Here is a 17,509-nt window from a genome sequence, read left to right as displayed (position 1 = left end):
AGTCAGACGCGCGACAACCGATCCAGCCAATCCCGCACCAGTGCCTGAAATATTTCTGGACGTTCCCAGCCAAGACCATGGCCAGCGGTATCCAATACTGCGAGCGTCCCTCGCGGATACCTGTGCATCAGATCGATGCCATCGAGATAGCCGCTGACGCTGTCTTGTCTCCCGACGACAATTAGGCTGGGCACCGTAACGGTCGTTGCCTCTTCTTCTTCGGCGAAGCTGAAGTCAAAGGCACTTTTCACACGTGCTTCCTGTTCCACGTCGAAACCGTCGAGACCGGGGATAACGATCTGTCGCCTCTTTTCGACAATGTCCCATCGCTGGACGGCAAAAAGGTTTTCATGTGCCCAGATCTCACTGTCAGACAATTCCGGTCCGATAGATGTGTCCCGTTCAATAACCTGCGCAGGAGGAAGCCTTGCGGGATCGGCGGAAGGGTTGCCGCCCGGGACGATCAATGCCATGCCTAAAATCCGGTCCGGAATGAAATGCATCAGCCCACGAGCAATGTAGCTGCCACGCGACAAACCAACGATGGCAAACGGCTCACCTGGCAATATCACATTCACGAAGTCCAGCACGGAGTTCAGTAGATCATCTTGCGATCTGATGTCCTCGCGTGCGGGGCTTTGCCCATGTCCGGGCATATCCACATAGATGCGCTTCCAGTCACCGCTCCCGCGAAAGCCGGGTTCCATGACGTCCATCATGTATCTCAGGTCCAGCGTCACACCGTGCAGCACAATGACGGGTGTGCCGGTTCCAATAATCCTGTGATGCAGCATGATTTCAGTATCCTGTGGAGCTCCCAAGAACCCGTATCACAAAACGTCGCTCTAGAAGCCATCATTTGCGCCTCATCTAGGAAGGGAAACTTTGCGCTCTGACCAGACCTTGGCTGCCACCGCTAGTTAGCGAATAACAATGCCCACCTCCCGCGAAACCATCCACGCCGCGCTGCACGCGCGGCTTTCGCCACTGCCCTGCGCGGTCCTATGCTGCCCGAGCGCGTGCTGGCCAAAAGCCGCTTGTCTGCACGAAGGTGAGCCGGAGGCTTTCGGTCACAGTTTCCGCAGGTATGCCCAGGATACATACCCCTGGAGCCCACGTGCTTGCTCCAGGGACACGCGGCACCAGCGCATGCCTCCGGTTTGCTCGCATGTGTGGACGCGCAGCACGGTACCGTTCGGCAGACCAAGGATCACGCGGTACCCGGTTCCTGGGCCTGCACGCATCTTGAGCATGTCATCTCCTTCGACGCCGGAAACCTCGAAGCGTCCGAGCGACCCGGCCGTTGCAGGGTTGGAACTCAGTAGAGTTCCGATAAAAACCGCTGCAATTGCGACGAAAATGGCTTTGTGCATCGTCTTCTCCTGTAATCTGCCTCGACGGGGAGCGTAGTTTGTCGGCCCGCTGAAAGAAACAGCGGCACGATTGCAGGGTTCGACTTTCACGACCAATCCGGTTCTCCAAGCGGCTTTGCCGCATGCCGAGCGGGCGCTCGATTGCCTACCGGAGTTGATTCTGGCGAACTGGGCGGAGGGCAAAACTGGTGACGTCGGCTTTGCGGGACAAGTCGGCTACCGCAGACAGATCACATTCGATACCAGTTTTCGACTGCTCGGGCGGCGGCTTCGGGGTCCATGACAGCTTCGATCGCTGCTATCGCGTCCTCGACTTCTCCGGGCTTCGCGAAGATTTCCGAAACGCCACCCTGAATATTGTGGGCTGATCCGCTGCTCGCATAGAACATTTCCACGTGCAGCGCCCGAGCGTTCCGATGCCGGAGCAGATGGTCGAAGAACCGGCGGTACAATGCCGCGTCATACGCGGGCGTGCTTTCGGCGTCCGGCGCTTGGACCAGTCCGAGTTCGATGGACTTCGTGCAGGTCAGCTTCCAGGCCAGGTCCATGGTGGCGGGAGGAGCATCCCTGGCCTCATCCGGGTGCCTTGGGTTCGCGAAGGTCTCTCTTCGGAGGGCTTCCAGCTTTCCCCGCATCTCCCTGGTCGGCACCGGATAAACAAAAACCGTCTCCTGCGATGCCAAGGCGGCCTCAACCTCATCGGGAAGCACTTTCACCAACTCGGAAAACCTGTTTCCGACGATGGGGACCTCCCCGACAAGAAGGTTCGCGTGATCCGGATGCATGTCCAGGCAGCGCGCAACGGCCTGCCGTCCCCATAATCCCGCGGCCTTTCGGACGATCGGGTGGCTTCCGTCCGCGACATCCGGGTAGCGTGCTAGGATTTCATCCGTCTGAAACGAGGCCAGGCCCGCATCCCATCGCATCAGATGGACGCGGCGTCCGGCATTCCCTGCAATCGAGAGGAGCGCACGGAGAAAGAATGATTTGCCGGACGCTGGCAGCCCGGTGAAAAAGATCATGCGGCAGTCTCGGGCCATCCCGGCCAGGATCCTGCCATTCTCGGTCTCTGCGAAACCACGGTCTGTCATAGCCTTTCCTCGCAGGCCGTCATTGCTCGGGCCAGGCCTGTGAGCCACGCGGCTTTGTCTTCCTCTGTCGCGATGGCCGGATCATGATCCCGCAACCTGCGGCGGAGAGGCTGTTTGCCGAAACGCCCAATGCGCAAAAATCGCGAGCAGCATCATCCCGGCACCCAGAACGAAGGCGACGCTCACATCCCCGACGTAATCGGCAAGGGCGCCCGCCAAAGCCGGGGCGATCATCATCAGCACATAGTAGATGGAGTAGAATACGCCGGTCCCGAAGGCGCGCATTTCGGGCGAAAGGATAAGGCCGGGCATGGCGACCACGGGCCCGGGCGCCAGCCCGGCCAGCAGGCCGCCCAACACAAGTGCGGCGAGCAAGAAGCTGTTTGGCAGGTAAAGAACTGCTGGAAATACGAGCATGCCGCCAATCAGACTGACGAGGATGATCCGATCGGGCTGTCCGGTCCGATCCGCCAGCCATCCTCCGACCGGAATCGATATCGCGCCGGCAATGATGTAGAAGCTGATCGCGGAACTGGCCGCGATGACTGGCATGCCGCGGTCGGCGAGAACAAGGGTGCCGAAGCTGAAGATCATCGCGAATGCGCAATTGTAGAGGCCCCACAGAACCGCGGCGAATGCCAGTGGCGTCCAGGGCAGAGCGGAGAAGCTGATCCGCGCATTACCGGGTACCGCACCGGGCGGAACCTTGTAGACGAAGGCGAAGAGCAGAAGCGCCGCCACGGTGAGGATCGTCAGGGCGATCCAGGCTGTCCGCAAATCCGCGCTGGCAGCGATTGGCGGCAGTATCAGCAGACCAAGTGCGATCCCGACCGGCCAGGAGCTGATGAAGATCGCCAGAGCCGTTGAAACATTCCTCCCGGCGAACCAGTCGATCACCATCTTGGTCATCAGAACGTTGAGAACCAGCCCACCGACGGCTGAAGTGATCCGACCGGTAACGGCCCATGCAAGAGTTGTCGTTGTCGTGAAGATCGCTGCGCCGACGACCATGAGCACCAGACTTGCGATGACGGTCCGCTTGTCGCCAAACCAGCTTGCAACCGCACCACCTGCAACCGCGACAATGATACCGGGTCCCGAGAAGAGGCCGATCAGGCTCCCTATCTCCGTGAGCGTTATCGCGAGGCTGTCCATGATGAACGGAGACAGTGCTGCCACGGACTGAAACTGGATGGCCATGACCGTTCGGGCGAAAAACAGCACAAACAGAACGACCCATCGCATCGGCACGAAAGAAATCCTCCAAGACAACGATGCGATGTGAAGTGATCTGCGGCGTGTCTCTGCCACGCTAAGTCCAAAGTCGAGAACCATGCAAGCGTTTTGGCCTCGTGCACTATTGAGGCTGAGTTCCCATAGGTCCGTTTCAGCCTCCGCCCCGACTTTTTATGTCTCTGCAGGTTAGCGAACAACAATGCCCACCTCCCGCGAAACCATCCTCGCCGCGCTGCACGCGCGGCTCTCAGTGCTGCCCGCCCCCGCTCTGCGCGGAGAGGTGCTGCCCGAACGTGTGCCCGCCGATGGACTGCTGATCCTGCGCGACGGGGAGCCGGGCGAGCCCGAGGTGACGCTGTCGCCATTGGCCTACCACTACCAGCACCGCGCCGACATCGAGGCTGTCGTGCAGGGCGACGACCGTGACGCGGCCTTCGACATGCTGACCGCCGGCATCGGTGCCGCGCTCGCAACCGACCGCACGCTCGGCGGGCTTTGCGACTGGGTCGAAGCGGAAGCGCCGCGCCCGTTTGATCTGCCGATCGAGGGCGCGGCGGGTCTGAAGGCGGCCGTGATCCCGGTGGTCCTGCACTATTCCACAGCCGATCCGCTCGGCTGATCCCGACAACCCGAGGAGAATACCATGGCACGAGCCCAGGGGGCGCGGGCGCAGATGGCGCTTGCGTTCGAGACGACCTATGGCACGCCGCCCGCGAGTGGCTACACGAAGATGCCCTTCGCCAGCACAACGCTCGGCGCCGAGCAGCCGCTCCTGAACTCCGAGCTCTTGGGCTACGGCCGCGATCCGCTGGCGCCGATCAAGGACACGGTGACGGCCGACGGGGACGTGGTTGTGCCGCTCGATGCCGAGGCCTTCGGGTTCTGGCTGAAGGCAGCCTTCGGTCAGCCTGTCACCAGCGGTACGGCGCCTGGACCGTTCACCCACGAGTTCCAGTCGGGGTCTTGGACGCTGCCGAGCCTCTCCATCGAGACCGGCATGCCGGAGGTGCCACGCTTTGCCATGTATTCCGGCTGCGTGCTCGACCAGATCACCTGGCAGATGCAGCGGTCCGGCCTGCTGACCGCGACGGCGCGGCTGGTGGCGCAGGGAGAGACGGTGGGCACGGCGTCTAGTGCCGGTGCGCTGGCAGACATTGCCCTGAAGCGCTTCGGCCATTTCAACGGACAGGTCACCCGGAACGGCAGCGCCCTCGGCAACGTGGTCTCGGCCGACATTACCTATGCCAACAACCTCGATCGGATCGAGACCATCCGCAGCGATGGCCGAATTGACGGGGCGGACCCGTCCATCGCCGCACTGACGGGCTCCATCGAGGTGCGCTTTGCCGACAGCACGCTGGTGACGCAGGCCATCTATGGCGAGGCCTGCGAGCTCGAGTTCGGCTACGCGTTGCCCTCGGGCGAGAGTTTCACCTTCACGGTGCACGCTGTCTACCTGCCGCGCCCTCGGATCGAGATTTCCGGGCCACAGGGGGTGCAGGCCACATTCGACTGGCAGGCCGCCCGCGACAGCGTGGTCGGCCGAATGTGCACAGCAACCCTGATCAACGACATCGAGGTATATTGAGAATGCTGACGCTCGACCTGAGTAACGCCCCGCGCTGGCGCGACCTTGCACCCGGCGTTCGGGTGCAGCTGCGCCCACTGACCACCGCGCTGATGGTGGCGACGCGCAGTGATCCAGCCGTGGAGGCGGTGCCCGAGGGCGCATCGGACGAGGAACGAGCCGTCGCCTTCGCCAAGGCGCTTGCGCGCCGCGCAGTGCTCGCCTGGGAGGGGATTGGTGATGTCGACGGCAACGCGATCGCCCCGAGCCCCGAGGCCATCAACGCATTGCTCGACATCTGGCCAATCTTCGAGGCCTTTCAGCTGACCTATGTCTCCAAGGGTCTGTTGCTGGAACAGGAAAAAAACGCCTCCGCGCCCTTGCCGAATGGTCCTTCGGCGGGGGTGAGCGATATTGCCAAGTCTGCGCGCAAACGTGCGAAGACTGCCCCGCGCGCCTGAACCATCCGCTGACCCATGAGGGGTGGCAGGTCTGGGATCTCGTCGGACGCCTCGGCGGCCAGCTGCGGGTGATCCCTGGCGCCGTCGTCGGCTGGGACATGTCGGCAGCACTGGCGCTCGGGGATGCTCTTGGCGTGCCGCCCGCCGTCGCGGCCGAACTTCTGCCCGTCATCGAAGCGGTGATGGTGGCCAAATTCAACGAACAGATGGATCACTCCCATGGCTGAGAAGAGGGTCAGCGTCCGCCTCGCGGCCGTGGGCGGGCGACAGGTTCGCGCCGAACTCGAAGGCGTCGGCGAGGCTGGCGCGCGCGGCTTCGGACGGTTGAGCCGGGAGATGGAAGCGGCCAACGCAAGGCTCGCGGCCTTCTCGCGGCGGGTCCGTGTCGCGGCTGCCGCCGCCGTGGCAGCTGCTGCCGCCGCTGGCGTGGCGATGATCCGCTCCGGCCTGCAGACCGTCGATGCGCAGGCGAAGCTCGCCCAGTCGCTCGGCACCACCGTCGCCTCGATCCAGACGCTGGAACGCGCGGGCGAACTGGCTGGCGTTTCGATGTCCGGCATCGAGCAGGCGACCAAGGATCTGACGCGCCGCCTGAGCCAGGCCGCTGCCGGCACTGGCCCCGCGGCCGACGCGCTCGACCGACTTGGCCTGTCCGCCAGCGACCTGATTGCCCTGCCACTGGACGAGCGTGTGGGTGCCATCAACGCCGCGATCGAGAATTTCGTGCCCGCCGCCGAGCGCGCCGCGGTCGCGGGGCAGCTCTTCGGCGAGGAAGGCTCCATCGCCATGTCGCGCATCGACACCGCGACGCTGCGCCAGGCGACAGAAGACGTGCGCGCCTTCGGGGTGGTGGTCTCCGAACAGGACGCCGACCAGATCGAGCGCACGAACGATGCAATCTCGCGGTTGGGGCTCATCTGGCGCGGGCTGTCCAACCAGCTGGCCGTTGCCGCAGCCCCCGCGCTGGAAGCGGTGACCAACGCCATGGCCGCGCTCGCGAACCGCACCGGGCCGCTTGGACAAGCCATCACGGGCCTCTTCGAGAATATCGGCCGCCTGACCACCTATGCCGTGACCTTCGCGACCTTCCTCGCGGGCCGCTGGGTCGCCGGGCTGGCAGTTGCAGCCCTCTCCGTGCGCGGTCTCGCCACGGCGCTCGTCGTCCTACGCAGCGCACTCATTCGCACCGGTATCGGCGCGCTGATCGTCGGCGCGGGCGAACTCGTACACCAGTTCACCCAGCTGGTCTCCGGCGCGGGCGGCTTTGCCAACGCGATGACGCTGCTCGGCGATCTGGCCGCCGAGGTCTGGGAGCGGATTGGGCTGGGCTTGGCGAGTGTCGTTGCAGCCTTCGAGGCCGGATTTGCCGGGGTCCAGGCCGTGACGGCTTCCGCATTGCAGGGCGCCCTTGAATCGGTGGTCGGCTTTGCCAATGCCGCCGCGAACAGCTTCGAAGGAGCATTCGAAGCAATCAAGGCGATCTGGGGCCTGCTGCCCGCTGCGATGGGCGATATCGCCTTCCAGGCGGCCAACAGCCTGATCGCGGGCGTCGAGGCGATGCTCAACGGTGTCGTTGCCCGGATCAACGGGTTCATTTCCGGTGTGAATGCCGGGCTCGAGGCCCTCGGGGTCGAACGCCGCATCCCGGTCGTGCCCGATCTCGACCTGGGCCGGATCGAGAACAGCTTCGAAGGGGCCGCGTTCAATGCCGCAAGCGTTGCCCAAGCCGCCTTCGACCGTGCCTTTGCCGACAATCCGCTCACCGTGCCCGATCTTGGGCTGGCAGCAACTGCCGATGCGGCGCGCGGACGTGCGGATGCCGCGCGGGCCAGATCCCTCGATCTTGCGAGTCAGGCCACGGCACCGCTCACCGCGCTGGACGCCTTGCGCGCTTCCGTCTCCGGGTCCGGCGAGAATGGCGACGTGACCACCGAGGCCGCAGCGGCCACGGAACGACTGAACGCGGCCCTCGGCGAGACCGAAGCCGCACTGGGGCGGGCGCGATCTGCCGCCGGTGGCGCGGGCGGCGCGCTGAAGCAGGCGGCCGAGGCCGGGAGCAAGGCCTGGGACGGGGCGAAGAGTGCCATCGAACGCACGAAGGAACTGGCCAAGGGTCTGGCAGAGGACATCACCGGTCCGCTGAAAGAGGCGCTCAAGTCCGGCGAGCTCAGCTGGCGCAGTTTCGCGCAGGCGGTGTCCGGCATTGCCCGGAACCTTGCCAACCGCCTGATCGACGCGGCCTTCAAGCCGATCGAGGACGCACTCTTCCGCGCCTTCTCCGGTGGTGGGGTGTCTGGCGGCGGCGGGGGCGGCCTCTTCGGCTGGATCACCAAGGCCATCGGCGGCCTCTTCGGCGGCGGCTTTGCCAAGGGCGGTGTCTTTGCACAATCTGGGCAGATCACCGCCTTTGCCCGGGGTGGGGTTCTGGGGAGCGGCATTGTGGATCGCCCGACCGTGTTTCCCTTTGCTCGTGGCATCGGTCTCATGGGCGAGGCCGGGCCGGAAGCAATCCTGCCACTGCGCCGGGGACCCGGCGGACGGCTGGGGGTGGAAGCCGGGACAACGCAACCCGCGCCGCAGATCACACCACGGATCATCAACGTGCTCGATCCCGGGCTGGTGGGGGACTATCTCGCCACGCCCGCCGGGGAACGCGCCATTCTCAACGTGATCCGCCGCAACCGGGGCGCATTCGATGGCTGATCTCCTCTGGCCCTTTGCCGCGCATGGTCCGGCAACCGAAGTCTTGGAATGGCGTACCGACGTGTTACAGAGCGAGGCCGGTGAACAGCGGCTTTCACTCAGAGATACCCCGCGCGAGGTGCTGACCCTTCGGCATAGGCTGGATGGTCCGGGGTTGGCGCAAGCTGTGGCGCTGGCCCGCCGGGGTCTGTCGGGCGACTGGATCGTGCCGCTCTGGCACATGGCCGACAGCGGCAACGGTGATATTTCCCTCGGAGATACCAGCCTGAGCATCGCGGCGCGCTACACCGACTACCGGGCGCCGGGCTTTGCCGTTGCCGCCAGCGATGGTGGGGGCGCGCATCTGCTTTCCGTGGCCGCGGTGCATCCAGACGGAATTGACCTGACATCCGCAACCGGGGTCGATCTGACCCACCCGGTGATCGCACCGGCGCGGCGGGCCCGCTTGCTGGCGCCGCTGGAAATTGAACGCCGGCATGCGGATCTCGGCTTTGTCACCGCGCGGTTCCTGCTGCAGGAGAGTGCCGATCTCTCCGGACTGCGCGGCACCGCGCTTTACATTGCCATCGATACAAGCACGTCCATGTCGGGGACCAAGATCACCGCGGCCATGGCGGCGGTGCGGGCCTTGGTCGATGAACTGGCCGGCAGTGTGCCACCCGCCTTGCGCAACGACATCTGCATCCTGCTCTGGAACGAAACGGTCGCCGACATGCAGGTGCGACGCGACGCCGATCGCCAGGACCTCACGCAACTATCCGACTGGCTTGCCCAGCCGCCGGCCCTTCGGGGCGGTACGGATTTTGCCATGGCGCTCAGTGAAGCCCAGGGCTTCTTTGCCGGCGCTGGAGCCAAGCGACGGATCATCCTGTTTCTGACCGATGGGGAGCCCTATCCGTTGAGCTCGGCCACGGCTGCCGTGGCCCTGCTGGAGACGATCGCGGATGTGGAGGTCTACGGGTTCAACATCGGGCTCACCAATACCAGCTGGACCGCGACGCTGGACAACACCCCGTCCGATGGCGTGCCGGTGATTGCGCCCGGCGATACCGACAGCCTGCGCGACACGCTGCTCGGTACGCTCTTCGGCAGTCCACGCTACCACGGCCGGGATGTGCTGATGGACCCGAGTGTCCTGCGTCAGCCCTTGGCCGAGACCCTGTCGAAAAGCTTCGAAGGTGTCGACAGCGGGCTGGGGCCAGTCGTGTTCGAACCCCTGCGCGATCTGGTGGAACATGGCTCTGTGCTGACGCTGAAGGACATCGGTCCGAGAAACAGCTGGTCGCGACGCCGCTGGCTGCATCATCTGCGCGGTCGGGCGCGGGCCTTCTGGCTCCCCTCCTGGGGACGGGAATTTGCCCTGCAGCAGGAGGCACTTGCCGGAGACGATGTCCTGATCGTAGCGCCGCGCCTGGATCCCTCCGACTGGATCGGCCGGCATGTTCTCCTGGACCTGCCGGGACAGCCGATCTTCCGCGTCATCATCAGCGCCAGCCTCGATCCCCTCGGCCTGCGCCTCGGGATCGACCCACTCGACCGGGATGTTCCGATCACCACGCCGGGGCATCTCCTGACCCTGGTGCGGCTCGATACCGATCGGATCGAGATGGAGCATCGGCCGGCAGGGACCGAGGTCAGCTTCCCCGTTCTGGAAATCCCCGATCCGATCTGAGCCCATGACCTATGACGACCTCGAGACCTCAACCGCCGAAGGCCGGCCACTCTTTCTGTATCGCTTCGCAGAAGGCCTGCAGACCTGGCGCTTTGTCAGCCGGTCCTCGGATTGGGTCGTTCCCGGTGGCACGCTTGCCGATGAGCCGGGCGATACCGCATGGGCTACCTCGGCGTTGTCCCATGGCAACGTGGTCCAGAGCGGCGATCCGCGCCGGGTCGATCTGAGCCTCACCTTTCCGCTCTCCGATCCCTTCGCCCGCCGCTGGCTCGGGCCGCGGGGATCGTCGGTCACCACGCTCACCATCTTCCGCGGCCATGAGCAGGTGCCGGGCGAGCTGGTCGCGCACTGGAAGGGGCGCATCGTCTCGGCCCGGGTCGAAGGGGTTAGGATCGTTCTCAGGGCGGAGTCGCTCTTCACCGCCATGCGCCGCCAGGGCGTGCGCGCCCGTTACCAGCGGCTCTGCCGTCATGTACTCTATGCCGGCGGCTGCCGGCTCGATATCGAGAGCTTTCTGGTCCCGGCGACGGCGACCGCCCGCTCAGGACAACAGATCACCGTGCCCGAGGCTGCAACACAGCCAGACGGCTGGTATCGTGGGGGCATATTGCGCCACGCAGGCATTCCGGGCTTCATCACCGGGCACACCGGTGTCACCCTGACGCTCTCCGGCCGGATGCCGGCGCTCGAAGCAGAGATCGACGATCCCGGTCTCACCGCCAGCATCCAGATCGCCCCCGGTTGCGACCTGCGCCGCGACACCTGCGCGAACCGCTTCGGCAACCTGCTGAACTTCGGCGGGTTCCCGGATATCCCGGGCAGGAACCCGTTCGGGGGGACGAGTATCATTTGAGGGCGTGTTCGGACCTGAACCGCTTCTTGGGTCACCGCCAGCGGCCGCAGACCCCTTCGGCGATCAGCACCGCGCCAATATCCCGTCCGTCCGGCAAGGCACAGGTTCCGACGACACGATCATAGGACCGTTTCCCGGACGAGGAACAGGTCAGGGTTTCCGAACGGGCGAGTTCTTTCATCCGTGCAGTGGCCCTGTTCCCGGACATCGAACCCTTTTCGGCGCAGTCAAGATTGGCGATGCGGATCGGGGTGCCCGAGACTTCGATCGTATCACCATCCCGCACATGCGTCACAGGACCCGTCAGGCTACGCGCGCCAGAGCCAGACTGCGGCCGGATCCCCGTCCTGGCGTTTCCACCGTTCAGGATACGGACGGTGTTGCGTCCCGCGGATTTGAAGCTGCTGAACGGGTCATCGATATCGACATCGAAAAGGATCAGGGCGCCCAAGGACACGAACATCGCAAACACCATGGCGTTTCGGCGGTAGTACCGCTTGTATCTGATGCTTCTGCCCATGATCCACGACTAGCCCGCGCGCGTGGCGAAAATTCGGCGGGCACCTGATCAGGTGGTGGATTTGGCTCGAGGTTGCGGAAGGCTATTCTAAACTGTCAGAGCCTTTCGACCTGTCAGCCACCATGTCTCCAACGCGCCGATACCCTTGATCACGACCGCCCCACGCGACTCGAAATCATAGTCGTCTTTCAGCGCCTCGCGTGCGGCGTCAGTGACCTGGATGCGGCCTGCGGCTCCGTGGCTTTCCATTCGGGAGGCGGTGTTCACCGTGTCGCCCCAAACGTCATAGAACAGCTTCTGGTGCCCGATCACGCCCGCCACCACAGGGCCGGAGTGGACACCGATGCGAATCTCGGTTTCTTCTCCGATCTCGACCGAGAGAGTGCGCAGGGCGGCGAGCATGTCGAAAGCCATTTCGGCGACGCGGTGGACGGGGCGGTCGACGGGCTGGGGCAGACCGGCGGCGACCATGTAGGCATCGCCGATGGTCTTGATCTTCTCCAGCCCGTGCTTTGCGGCCAGTCCATCGAAGGTCGAGAAGATGCGGTTGAGGAAACTCACCAAGTCCTCAGGCGTCATCCGGGCGGATCGTGGTGTGAAATCCACGATATCGGCAAACAGGATCGCGGTGTGGTCGAGGCTGTCGGCGATGGTCTGGTCGGGGGCGTCCTTGAGGCGGGCCGCGATCTCGGTGGGCAGCAGGTTGTAGAGCAGCGCTTCGGACCGGGCATGTTCGGCTTCGAGCGCGTCTTCGGCGGTTTCGGCGCGCTGAAACGCGACATATCCGAACGCCAGAATAAGCAGGCCGACCCAAATGACTGAAGTTGACATCAGCAGCGCCTGTAGAATCGGCTGCTGTGCCGCTTGAAGTGCTGGTGCGCCGAAACAGAACACACTGAACAGGATGGTTGCGATCCCGGTCAATGTTGTCGAGACAAGATGAAGTGGTTTGTTGGGTCCCAGAACCGCAAGCCAGATTGCAGGTATCAGCAGAAGGTAAAGGTAAAGCCCTGTTTCAGTCCCGACCAGGTAAGTCTGAAACGAAAAGGCAGCGCAGGAAAACACCGTGCTGAGCGCAATTGTTGCATTTGGGTAGCGATCGAAGGCAAACGGCAGAATGAAGAACTGCACTCCCAAGGCCACCGCTACCGCACAAGTTGGCCATAGTTCCGGATCATAGAGGAAAAAGCCGCCAGAATAGAGAACAGACGTGAGAACCGACAAAGCCATTATCACATTGCCCGTGAATTGCCGTCGCTGATCACGCTTTGTTTTTCCTTCAACCCCATACTCAAGATACCACGCCAGCCAGCGCGGCAATCGGGATGTGAACTCGGGTTGAACCTCCGCCAAATCCGGCGCCTCCTTTATTGAATGCGTCCAGCCTAACCCAGTCTCGCTTGGCAAGTCAGGTCTTTTGCGTCAGCCACCAGGTCTCCAGCCTGCCGATCCCCTTGATCTCGACCGGTCCGCGCGGCTCGAAATTATAGTCGCCCTTGAGCGCCTCGCGTGCGGCGGCGGTGACCTGGATGCGGCCTGCGGCTCCGTGGCTTTCCATTCGGGAGGCGGTGTTTACCGTGTCGCCCCAGACATCGTAGAACAGCTTCTGGTGCCCGATCACGCCCGCGACCACCGGGCCGGAGTGGATGCCGATGCGAATTTCGATTTCTTCGTCGATCTCGACCGAGAGAGTGCGCAGGGCGGCGAGCATATCGAAAGCCATTTCGGCGACGCGGTGGACGGGGCGGTCGACGGGCTGGGGCAGACCGGCGGCGACCATGTAGGCATCGCCGATGGTCTTGATCTTCTCCAGCCCGTGTTTCGCGGCCAGTTCGTCGAAGGTCGAAAAGATGCTGTTGAGGAAGCTCACCAGTTCCTCGGGGGTCATCCGGGCCGAGCGCGGCGTGAAGTCCACGATATCGGCGAACAGGATGGCGGTGTGGTCGAGGCTGTCGGCGATGGTCTGGTCGGGGGCGTCCTTGAGGCGGGCCGCGATCTCGGTGGGCAAGAGGTTATACAGCAGCGCCTCGGAGCGGGCATGTTCGGCTTCGAGGGCGTCTTCGGCGCGTTCGGCACGGAGGAAGCCGACATAGCCGGGAATGAGCACCAACCACAATGCCGAAGTGGCTGACACCAACATGAGACCGGTCTGCAAGGTCGGATCATCAGCCGCGGACAGAGCAGGCTCTTTGATCAGGAGCACCGCGCAGCCGACGCCCAGTGTCGACGCCACAATGGACGAGAGCAGCAGTCCCCATCGCTGGGGGCCGAAGATGACCAGGACCGCCGCAGGCGCGACAAACATTAACAAGTGAATGCCCGATCCGATCCCCATCAGGTAGGTCAGGAAAAGAAAACTGGCGCAGCTCAGAATGGCCCCGATGAAGAAGCCGAAAAACTCGCTCTTTCGGTAAAGAAAGGGCAATGCCCCGAACATCACAGCGTTGAATGTCGCGCCAAGTGCGCCCGGCCATAGATCAAGGTCATAGACCAGATAAAACGCCGCATATGTCAGGGATGTCTGTACGGCGAAGAACGCGATCAAATTGAGGGCGAACAGTCTTCGTCTCTGACGTTTTTCGTGTCCTTCCAACCCATACTCCAGATACCACCGCAACCAGCGCGGCAATCGCGATGTGAACTCGGGCTGAACCTCCGCCAAATCCGGCGCCTCCTTGATCGAATGCGTCCAGCCTAGCCGCAATCGAGAATTCTTCAAACGGCAACGACCCTAGCGTCGTACTGCGCCGCCACGTGCACATACCCCAACCCCCGAAAGCCCGCTCCCCATGGTCTGGAACTTTGTCGTCCAGATTGTCGCCAGCCTTGTGCTGACGGCGATCTCTTATGTGCTGGCGCCGCGGCCGAAGACGGTCACTGGCGCCCGATCGAAAGCTCTTCAAGACTGCAGTTCAAAGCTTCCGCGATGCGCGACAACTCCGCTTCTACCACAGGGCGACGGCCCTTTTCGATATTGCTGATCGAAGACGGATGCGCGAAACCCAGCGATTTCGCCAACGCTGTTTGTGTCATGCCTCTACGGAGGCGCAAGTCGCGTAGTCGGCTTCCGAAACCGATCCATTGCTGATAGTCCAGAGTGTCTCGCATCGACTTCTTCCCCGAAGATCTGGACCGGATCAACTCCGCTACGCCTCCGCAAAAAGACCAATCAGTATGCCTGATCGCCCCGGATCTTGTATGACCAGGTCAGATGAGCGTTTTTCCAACCATTCACGGTTCGCGCGCCTTGCGGGTCTTTGTCGCCCTCGAACCCATCGACTACGGAATAGACGTTGGAGTAGCCCAGTTGTGCCAGCAAATTGGCTGCTCGCGCACTGCGACTGCCAGAGCGACACATGAGGATGATTGTGCCTTCCTTCGACAGTCCTTTTTCGCGAACGAGATCGTTCACTTCTGTCGTGAAATTGGAATTCACCGTCATCTTATAGGTGCCCTTTTCGTCGTCGAAGTCCCAGAATTCGTCCATCACCATGTAGGGAATGTTCTTGTCTGCCTCCTCCGCTATGCCGACAAACGATACCTCTGCCCGGGTCCGGATATCGATCAGTAGTGCGTCCTTCCGGACGGAAAGAAACTCCCCGGTCTCCACAGCTGTCAGGTAAAGACCAAGGGTTGTGCGCTTCTCGTCCGGCAGGCTTGCAGGCTTGATTGCCGAGACAAAATGGACTGGGTCATCGGCGAAGGATATCGATGGTACGTACAGAAAAAAGGCGCCAAATATTGCGCCAAGAAAGCGAAAATTATTCATTTTTTGGAACCTCCTGGAACTAAAAGAACGATAGGGCATATCGGATAAGTCTTGGGTCTCAGCATATGCATTGGCTGCGGGCGCAATATGAGGCTTTGCGATCACTCAATCGTGTCGCTTACCTAACGTCATGTCCCAGATTGGACATGACTTTGTCTTATGTAAGAATCCATCTCCGGCAACTGGCCCGGCATCATGGTCCGGCAGGCGGTGCTCTTTCGGAATTCCGTCGCGGGTCAGACCAGCAGAGTTGAAACCGCCTCGAACACCAAGGCGGGTTTTTCAAAAAGAAGGAGTTGCCCCGCCTCGGGCACGGATCGTGTGTGCACGTTGTCGAAACGTTTCGTGAACTCAATCACATCGCGGATTGGATACTGTGGATCCTCGAGACCGTGAACATGGATACTTGGAATACCAGCCGCGCTCACCTGCTGTACGTAGCCAGACCAATCCCTCACTACATGAAGGGTATCAGTAAAGGCTCCTAAATACCCTTGATCTGTAGCGAAATGCACGCTGCGCTTTAACAGATCGCGCAATTCTGGTCGCTGCGCGACTGCGTGATCGCACGTACCTTCTTCATAAAGGGTGGCGAGAAAGGACTGTTCCCCCGCTGCCCGGATTTGTGCAATGCCGGATTGTAGTAAAGGTGGAAGAAGATCCGGTGCGAAGCGCATAAGAAACGCGATCAGTCTCTGAGTCTGTGGCATGGCAGCGAATTGCTTGGTTTTGAGAACCGGTATGCTTGACGCAGCATGCACAAGGCCTGAGAAGCGGTTCGGCACAGCAGCAGCCAAAGCATAGCCGTAAATGGAGCCGACGATATTGGTGAGACAAACGGTCTTCTCGATTCCGAAATGGTCCAAAACGAAAACCAGATCCTCGACTAGTCGGTCCGGCTCATTTTCTGGCACACCCGGCGATGGATCTGACATACCAAAATGCGGCCGGGCTGGCGCGAGGAGCCGAATTCCAAGTTTTTCAATATGATCCATCGCTATTTTCGGCAATTCGCTTCCAAATAGCATGCCATGGATGAAAAGGATGGGTGCGCCACCCTTTGGCCCTTGTTTGCGCACTTCAAGCATACGGCCATCTGGAAGCGTGAGAATATCGAGTTCGGGTACTTTGTCGCTTGGGACACTGTGCAGCGCCGGCGCCCCTGCTACGGTCTCTCCGACCAGCGCGACGATCCGGTTGAGGTTCGCGATCCTGCCAGCTTCTGTCTTTGCGAGAATGGATTTGATCTGGTTGCGGATAGTCCCCTCCGACCGGTCGAATTTTAGAGCAATTGCGCTGATGCTTTCACCAAACGCCAACGGTTGAAGGACCCTCAGCTCTGCTGAGGTGAGGCCGAAAGAGGTCTGCAATACATTTTCAAGTTCTTCGGACCAATCGACCACGAGAGCCTCTAGACACAAGAAATTCTCGCCATCAGATTCACATCGCAATGTTCTCGCAATGATATGGAACGCGTCACCACGCAGAATGCGTATGCCTACATAACGACCGTGTACAACGTGGTCGGTTACCGCTTTGCGAAGCTGTATTGCATCATCAGCATGCAGTCTTCCGGCTAGTACATCCACATTTGGCTGAGCAACACCCAGCGCTGCACACGTCGCGTGGCTAGTGCTGACGATCCTGCCCTTCGAATCGATCAGCATGGCAAGGCCTCGCCGATCAGAGATCCGTTCGCGTAAACTACCAGGGATGATCCGGTTTGGTTGGTTCGCGAGTCGTGCTTTCAAATTTGTGAAGTGTAAGGCAAGTCCTCGATCTGCCTCGATGACATCGATATCAATTTCGGACAGATTGCGGATTTTCCATGCATTTACAGCGGAGTGTTCAAGATAATCCGCGAGCGCGGACACGAAACTGCCATACGCGTTAGGATTGATCGCTGCTTCATAGATCGCGGCGATCAACAAGTCTCTGATAGGCACAGGACAAGTACCGTCCGGGCCTACCTCGCTCTTACCGGTTTCGAGAGGCGAAGCATCCATTCAATAATTCATACATTAATCTTCCCGTTATCCAAACATAAGCGACTTGGACGTAAGCAGCAGAATTTTGGGTGTTAGTTTGCCAACCCAAAAATGAAAATTCCTTCCCCCGTTCGATCCTCTTTGGAACGCTGCCGTCAGGCCAGCTGCACAGAAACCCCCCAACCCCGAAAGCCTCTCTCCCATGGTCTGGAACTTTGTCGTCCAGATTGTCGCCAGCCTTGTGCTGACGGCGATCTCTTATGTGCTGGCGCCGCG

General features: G+C 61.7%; 17 protein-coding genes. 7 read left to right on the top strand and 10 right to left on the bottom strand.

Going from position 1 to position 17,509, the window contains the following annotated elements; all coding sequences use genetic code 11:
- Positions 1 to 2: 2 nt before the first annotated feature.
- The 4 genes from AC2FLM_RS03225 to AC2FLM_RS03210 all read right to left on the bottom strand — a co-directional run bounded on the left by AC2FLM_RS03225 (position 3) and on the right by AC2FLM_RS03210 (position 3,709).
- Positions 3 to 794: an alpha/beta fold hydrolase gene (locus AC2FLM_RS03225; protein ID WP_234184549.1), complete on the bottom strand. Its 792-nt coding sequence runs from the start codon at positions 792 to 794 to the stop codon at positions 3 to 5.
- A gap of 276 nt (positions 795 to 1,070) precedes the next feature.
- Positions 1,071 to 1,373 (bottom strand): SH3 domain-containing protein, encoded by a 303-nt coding sequence (locus tag AC2FLM_RS03220; RefSeq protein WP_496855518.1) that lies wholly within the window; start codon positions 1,371 to 1,373, stop codon positions 1,071 to 1,073.
- 230 nt (positions 1,374 to 1,603) lie between these two features.
- Positions 1,604 to 2,464, bottom strand: a complete 861-nt coding sequence (locus tag AC2FLM_RS03215) for a hypothetical protein (protein ID WP_234184547.1) — start codon at positions 2,462 to 2,464, stop codon at positions 1,604 to 1,606.
- A gap of 81 nt (positions 2,465 to 2,545) precedes the next feature.
- Positions 2,546 to 3,709, bottom strand: coding sequence for an MFS transporter (locus AC2FLM_RS03210; RefSeq protein ID WP_496856313.1), 1,164 nt, complete (start codon positions 3,707 to 3,709; stop codon positions 2,546 to 2,548).
- A 190-nt stretch (positions 3,710 to 3,899) separates the two neighbouring features.
- Here AC2FLM_RS03210 and AC2FLM_RS03205 point away from each other — a divergent pair, with 190 nt between their 5' ends.
- From AC2FLM_RS03205 to AC2FLM_RS03175, 7 genes are all read left to right on the top strand, one after another.
- The gene (locus AC2FLM_RS03205; RefSeq protein ID WP_496855516.1) at positions 3,900 to 4,319 is read left to right on the top strand and encodes an acyl-CoA transferase; all 420 of its coding nucleotides are present in this window, start codon (positions 3,900 to 3,902) and stop codon (positions 4,317 to 4,319) included.
- Positions 4,320 to 4,343: 24 nt separating this feature from the next.
- Positions 4,344 to 5,288, top strand: a complete 945-nt coding sequence (locus AC2FLM_RS03200) for a phage tail tube protein (protein WP_496855514.1) — start codon at positions 4,344 to 4,346, stop codon at positions 5,286 to 5,288.
- A 2-nt stretch (positions 5,289 to 5,290) separates the two neighbouring features.
- Positions 5,291 to 5,728, top strand: a complete 438-nt coding sequence (locus AC2FLM_RS03195) for a phage-derived protein YdaY family protein (RefSeq protein ID WP_496855512.1) — start codon at positions 5,291 to 5,293, stop codon at positions 5,726 to 5,728.
- A 98-nt stretch (positions 5,729 to 5,826) separates the two neighbouring features.
- Entirely contained in the window at positions 5,827 to 5,955 is a 129-nt protein-coding gene (locus tag AC2FLM_RS03190) for a DUF7697 family protein (protein WP_496855510.1), read from the top strand.
- Positions 5,948 to 8,431, top strand: a complete 2,484-nt coding sequence (locus AC2FLM_RS03185) for a phage tail tape measure protein (protein WP_496855508.1) — start codon at positions 5,948 to 5,950, stop codon at positions 8,429 to 8,431. The genes AC2FLM_RS03190 and AC2FLM_RS03185 overlap by 8 nt, the downstream gene beginning before the upstream one ends.
- The gene (locus tag AC2FLM_RS03180; RefSeq protein ID WP_496855506.1) at positions 8,424 to 10,103 is read left to right on the top strand and encodes a vWA domain-containing protein; all 1,680 of its coding nucleotides are present in this window, start codon (positions 8,424 to 8,426) and stop codon (positions 10,101 to 10,103) included. The genes AC2FLM_RS03185 and AC2FLM_RS03180 overlap by 8 nt, the downstream gene beginning before the upstream one ends.
- Positions 10,104 to 10,107: 4 nt before the next feature.
- Complete coding sequence (locus tag AC2FLM_RS03175; RefSeq protein ID WP_496855504.1) at positions 10,108 to 10,956, top strand: phage BR0599 family protein; 849 nt, start codon at positions 10,108 to 10,110, stop codon at positions 10,954 to 10,956.
- 31 nt (positions 10,957 to 10,987) lie between these two features.
- Here AC2FLM_RS03175 and AC2FLM_RS03170 read toward each other — a convergent pair whose 3' ends face one another.
- From AC2FLM_RS03170 to AC2FLM_RS03145, 6 genes are all read right to left on the bottom strand, one after another.
- Positions 10,988 to 11,476, bottom strand: a complete 489-nt coding sequence (locus AC2FLM_RS03170; RefSeq protein ID WP_496855502.1) for a thermonuclease family protein — start codon at positions 11,474 to 11,476, stop codon at positions 10,988 to 10,990.
- 87 nt (positions 11,477 to 11,563) lie between these two features.
- The gene (locus AC2FLM_RS03165) at positions 11,564 to 12,829 is read right to left on the bottom strand and encodes an adenylate/guanylate cyclase domain-containing protein (protein WP_496855500.1); all 1,266 of its coding nucleotides are present in this window, start codon (positions 12,827 to 12,829) and stop codon (positions 11,564 to 11,566) included.
- A gap of 55 nt (positions 12,830 to 12,884) precedes the next feature.
- Entirely contained in the window at positions 12,885 to 14,138 is a 1,254-nt protein-coding gene (locus tag AC2FLM_RS03160; protein WP_496855498.1) for an adenylate/guanylate cyclase domain-containing protein, read from the bottom strand.
- Positions 14,139 to 14,350: 212 nt separating this feature from the next.
- Complete coding sequence (locus tag AC2FLM_RS03155) at positions 14,351 to 14,584, bottom strand: helix-turn-helix domain-containing protein (protein ID WP_496855496.1); 234 nt, start codon at positions 14,582 to 14,584, stop codon at positions 14,351 to 14,353.
- Between the two features lie 61 nt (positions 14,585 to 14,645).
- Entirely contained in the window at positions 14,646 to 15,245 is a 600-nt protein-coding gene (locus AC2FLM_RS03150; RefSeq protein WP_234184534.1) for a rhodanese-like domain-containing protein, read from the bottom strand.
- Positions 15,246 to 15,481: 236 nt separating this feature from the next.
- Positions 15,482 to 17,173: a bifunctional helix-turn-helix transcriptional regulator/alpha/beta hydrolase gene (locus tag AC2FLM_RS03145; protein WP_496855494.1), complete on the bottom strand. Its 1,692-nt coding sequence runs from the start codon at positions 17,171 to 17,173 to the stop codon at positions 15,482 to 15,484.
- Positions 17,174 to 17,509: the final 336 nt, after the last annotated feature.

The sequence above is a fragment of the Ruegeria sp. SAZD011 genome (assembly GCF_059612545.1).
Note: the sequence above shows the minus strand (reverse complement) of the source record. Positions and strands in the feature narration are given on the sequence as shown.

Bases quoted from the DNA above. Each gene is read 5' to 3' on its own strand.
- AC2FLM_RS03225 (WP_234184549.1), bottom strand. From the start codon at position 794: ATGCTGCATCACAGGATTATTGGAACCGGCACACCCGTCATTGTGCTG.
- AC2FLM_RS03220 (WP_496855518.1), bottom strand. From the start codon at position 1,373: ATGCACAAAGCCATTTTCGTCGCAATTGCAGCGGTTTTTATCGGAACT.
- AC2FLM_RS03215 (WP_234184547.1), bottom strand. From the start codon at position 2,464: ATGACAGACCGTGGTTTCGCAGAGACCGAGAATGGCAGGATCCTGGCC.
- AC2FLM_RS03210 (WP_496856313.1), bottom strand. From the start codon at position 3,709: ATGCGATGGGTCGTTCTGTTTGTGCTGTTTTTCGCCCGAACGGTCATG.
- AC2FLM_RS03205 (WP_496855516.1), top strand. From the start codon at position 3,900: ATGCCCACCTCCCGCGAAACCATCCTCGCCGCGCTGCACGCGCGGCTC.
- AC2FLM_RS03200 (WP_496855514.1), top strand. From the start codon at position 4,344: ATGGCACGAGCCCAGGGGGCGCGGGCGCAGATGGCGCTTGCGTTCGAG.
- AC2FLM_RS03195 (WP_496855512.1), top strand. From the start codon at position 5,291: ATGCTGACGCTCGACCTGAGTAACGCCCCGCGCTGGCGCGACCTTGCA.
- AC2FLM_RS03190 (WP_496855510.1), top strand. From the start codon at position 5,827: ATGTCGGCAGCACTGGCGCTCGGGGATGCTCTTGGCGTGCCGCCCGCC.
- AC2FLM_RS03185 (WP_496855508.1), top strand. From the start codon at position 5,948: ATGGCTGAGAAGAGGGTCAGCGTCCGCCTCGCGGCCGTGGGCGGGCGA.
- AC2FLM_RS03180 (WP_496855506.1), top strand. From the start codon at position 8,424: ATGGCTGATCTCCTCTGGCCCTTTGCCGCGCATGGTCCGGCAACCGAA.
- AC2FLM_RS03175 (WP_496855504.1), top strand. From the start codon at position 10,108: ATGACCTATGACGACCTCGAGACCTCAACCGCCGAAGGCCGGCCACTC.
- AC2FLM_RS03170 (WP_496855502.1), bottom strand. From the start codon at position 11,476: ATGGGCAGAAGCATCAGATACAAGCGGTACTACCGCCGAAACGCCATG.
- AC2FLM_RS03155 (WP_496855496.1), bottom strand. From the start codon at position 14,584: ATGCGAGACACTCTGGACTATCAGCAATGGATCGGTTTCGGAAGCCGA.
- AC2FLM_RS03150 (WP_234184534.1), bottom strand. From the start codon at position 15,245: ATGAATAATTTTCGCTTTCTTGGCGCAATATTTGGCGCCTTTTTTCTG.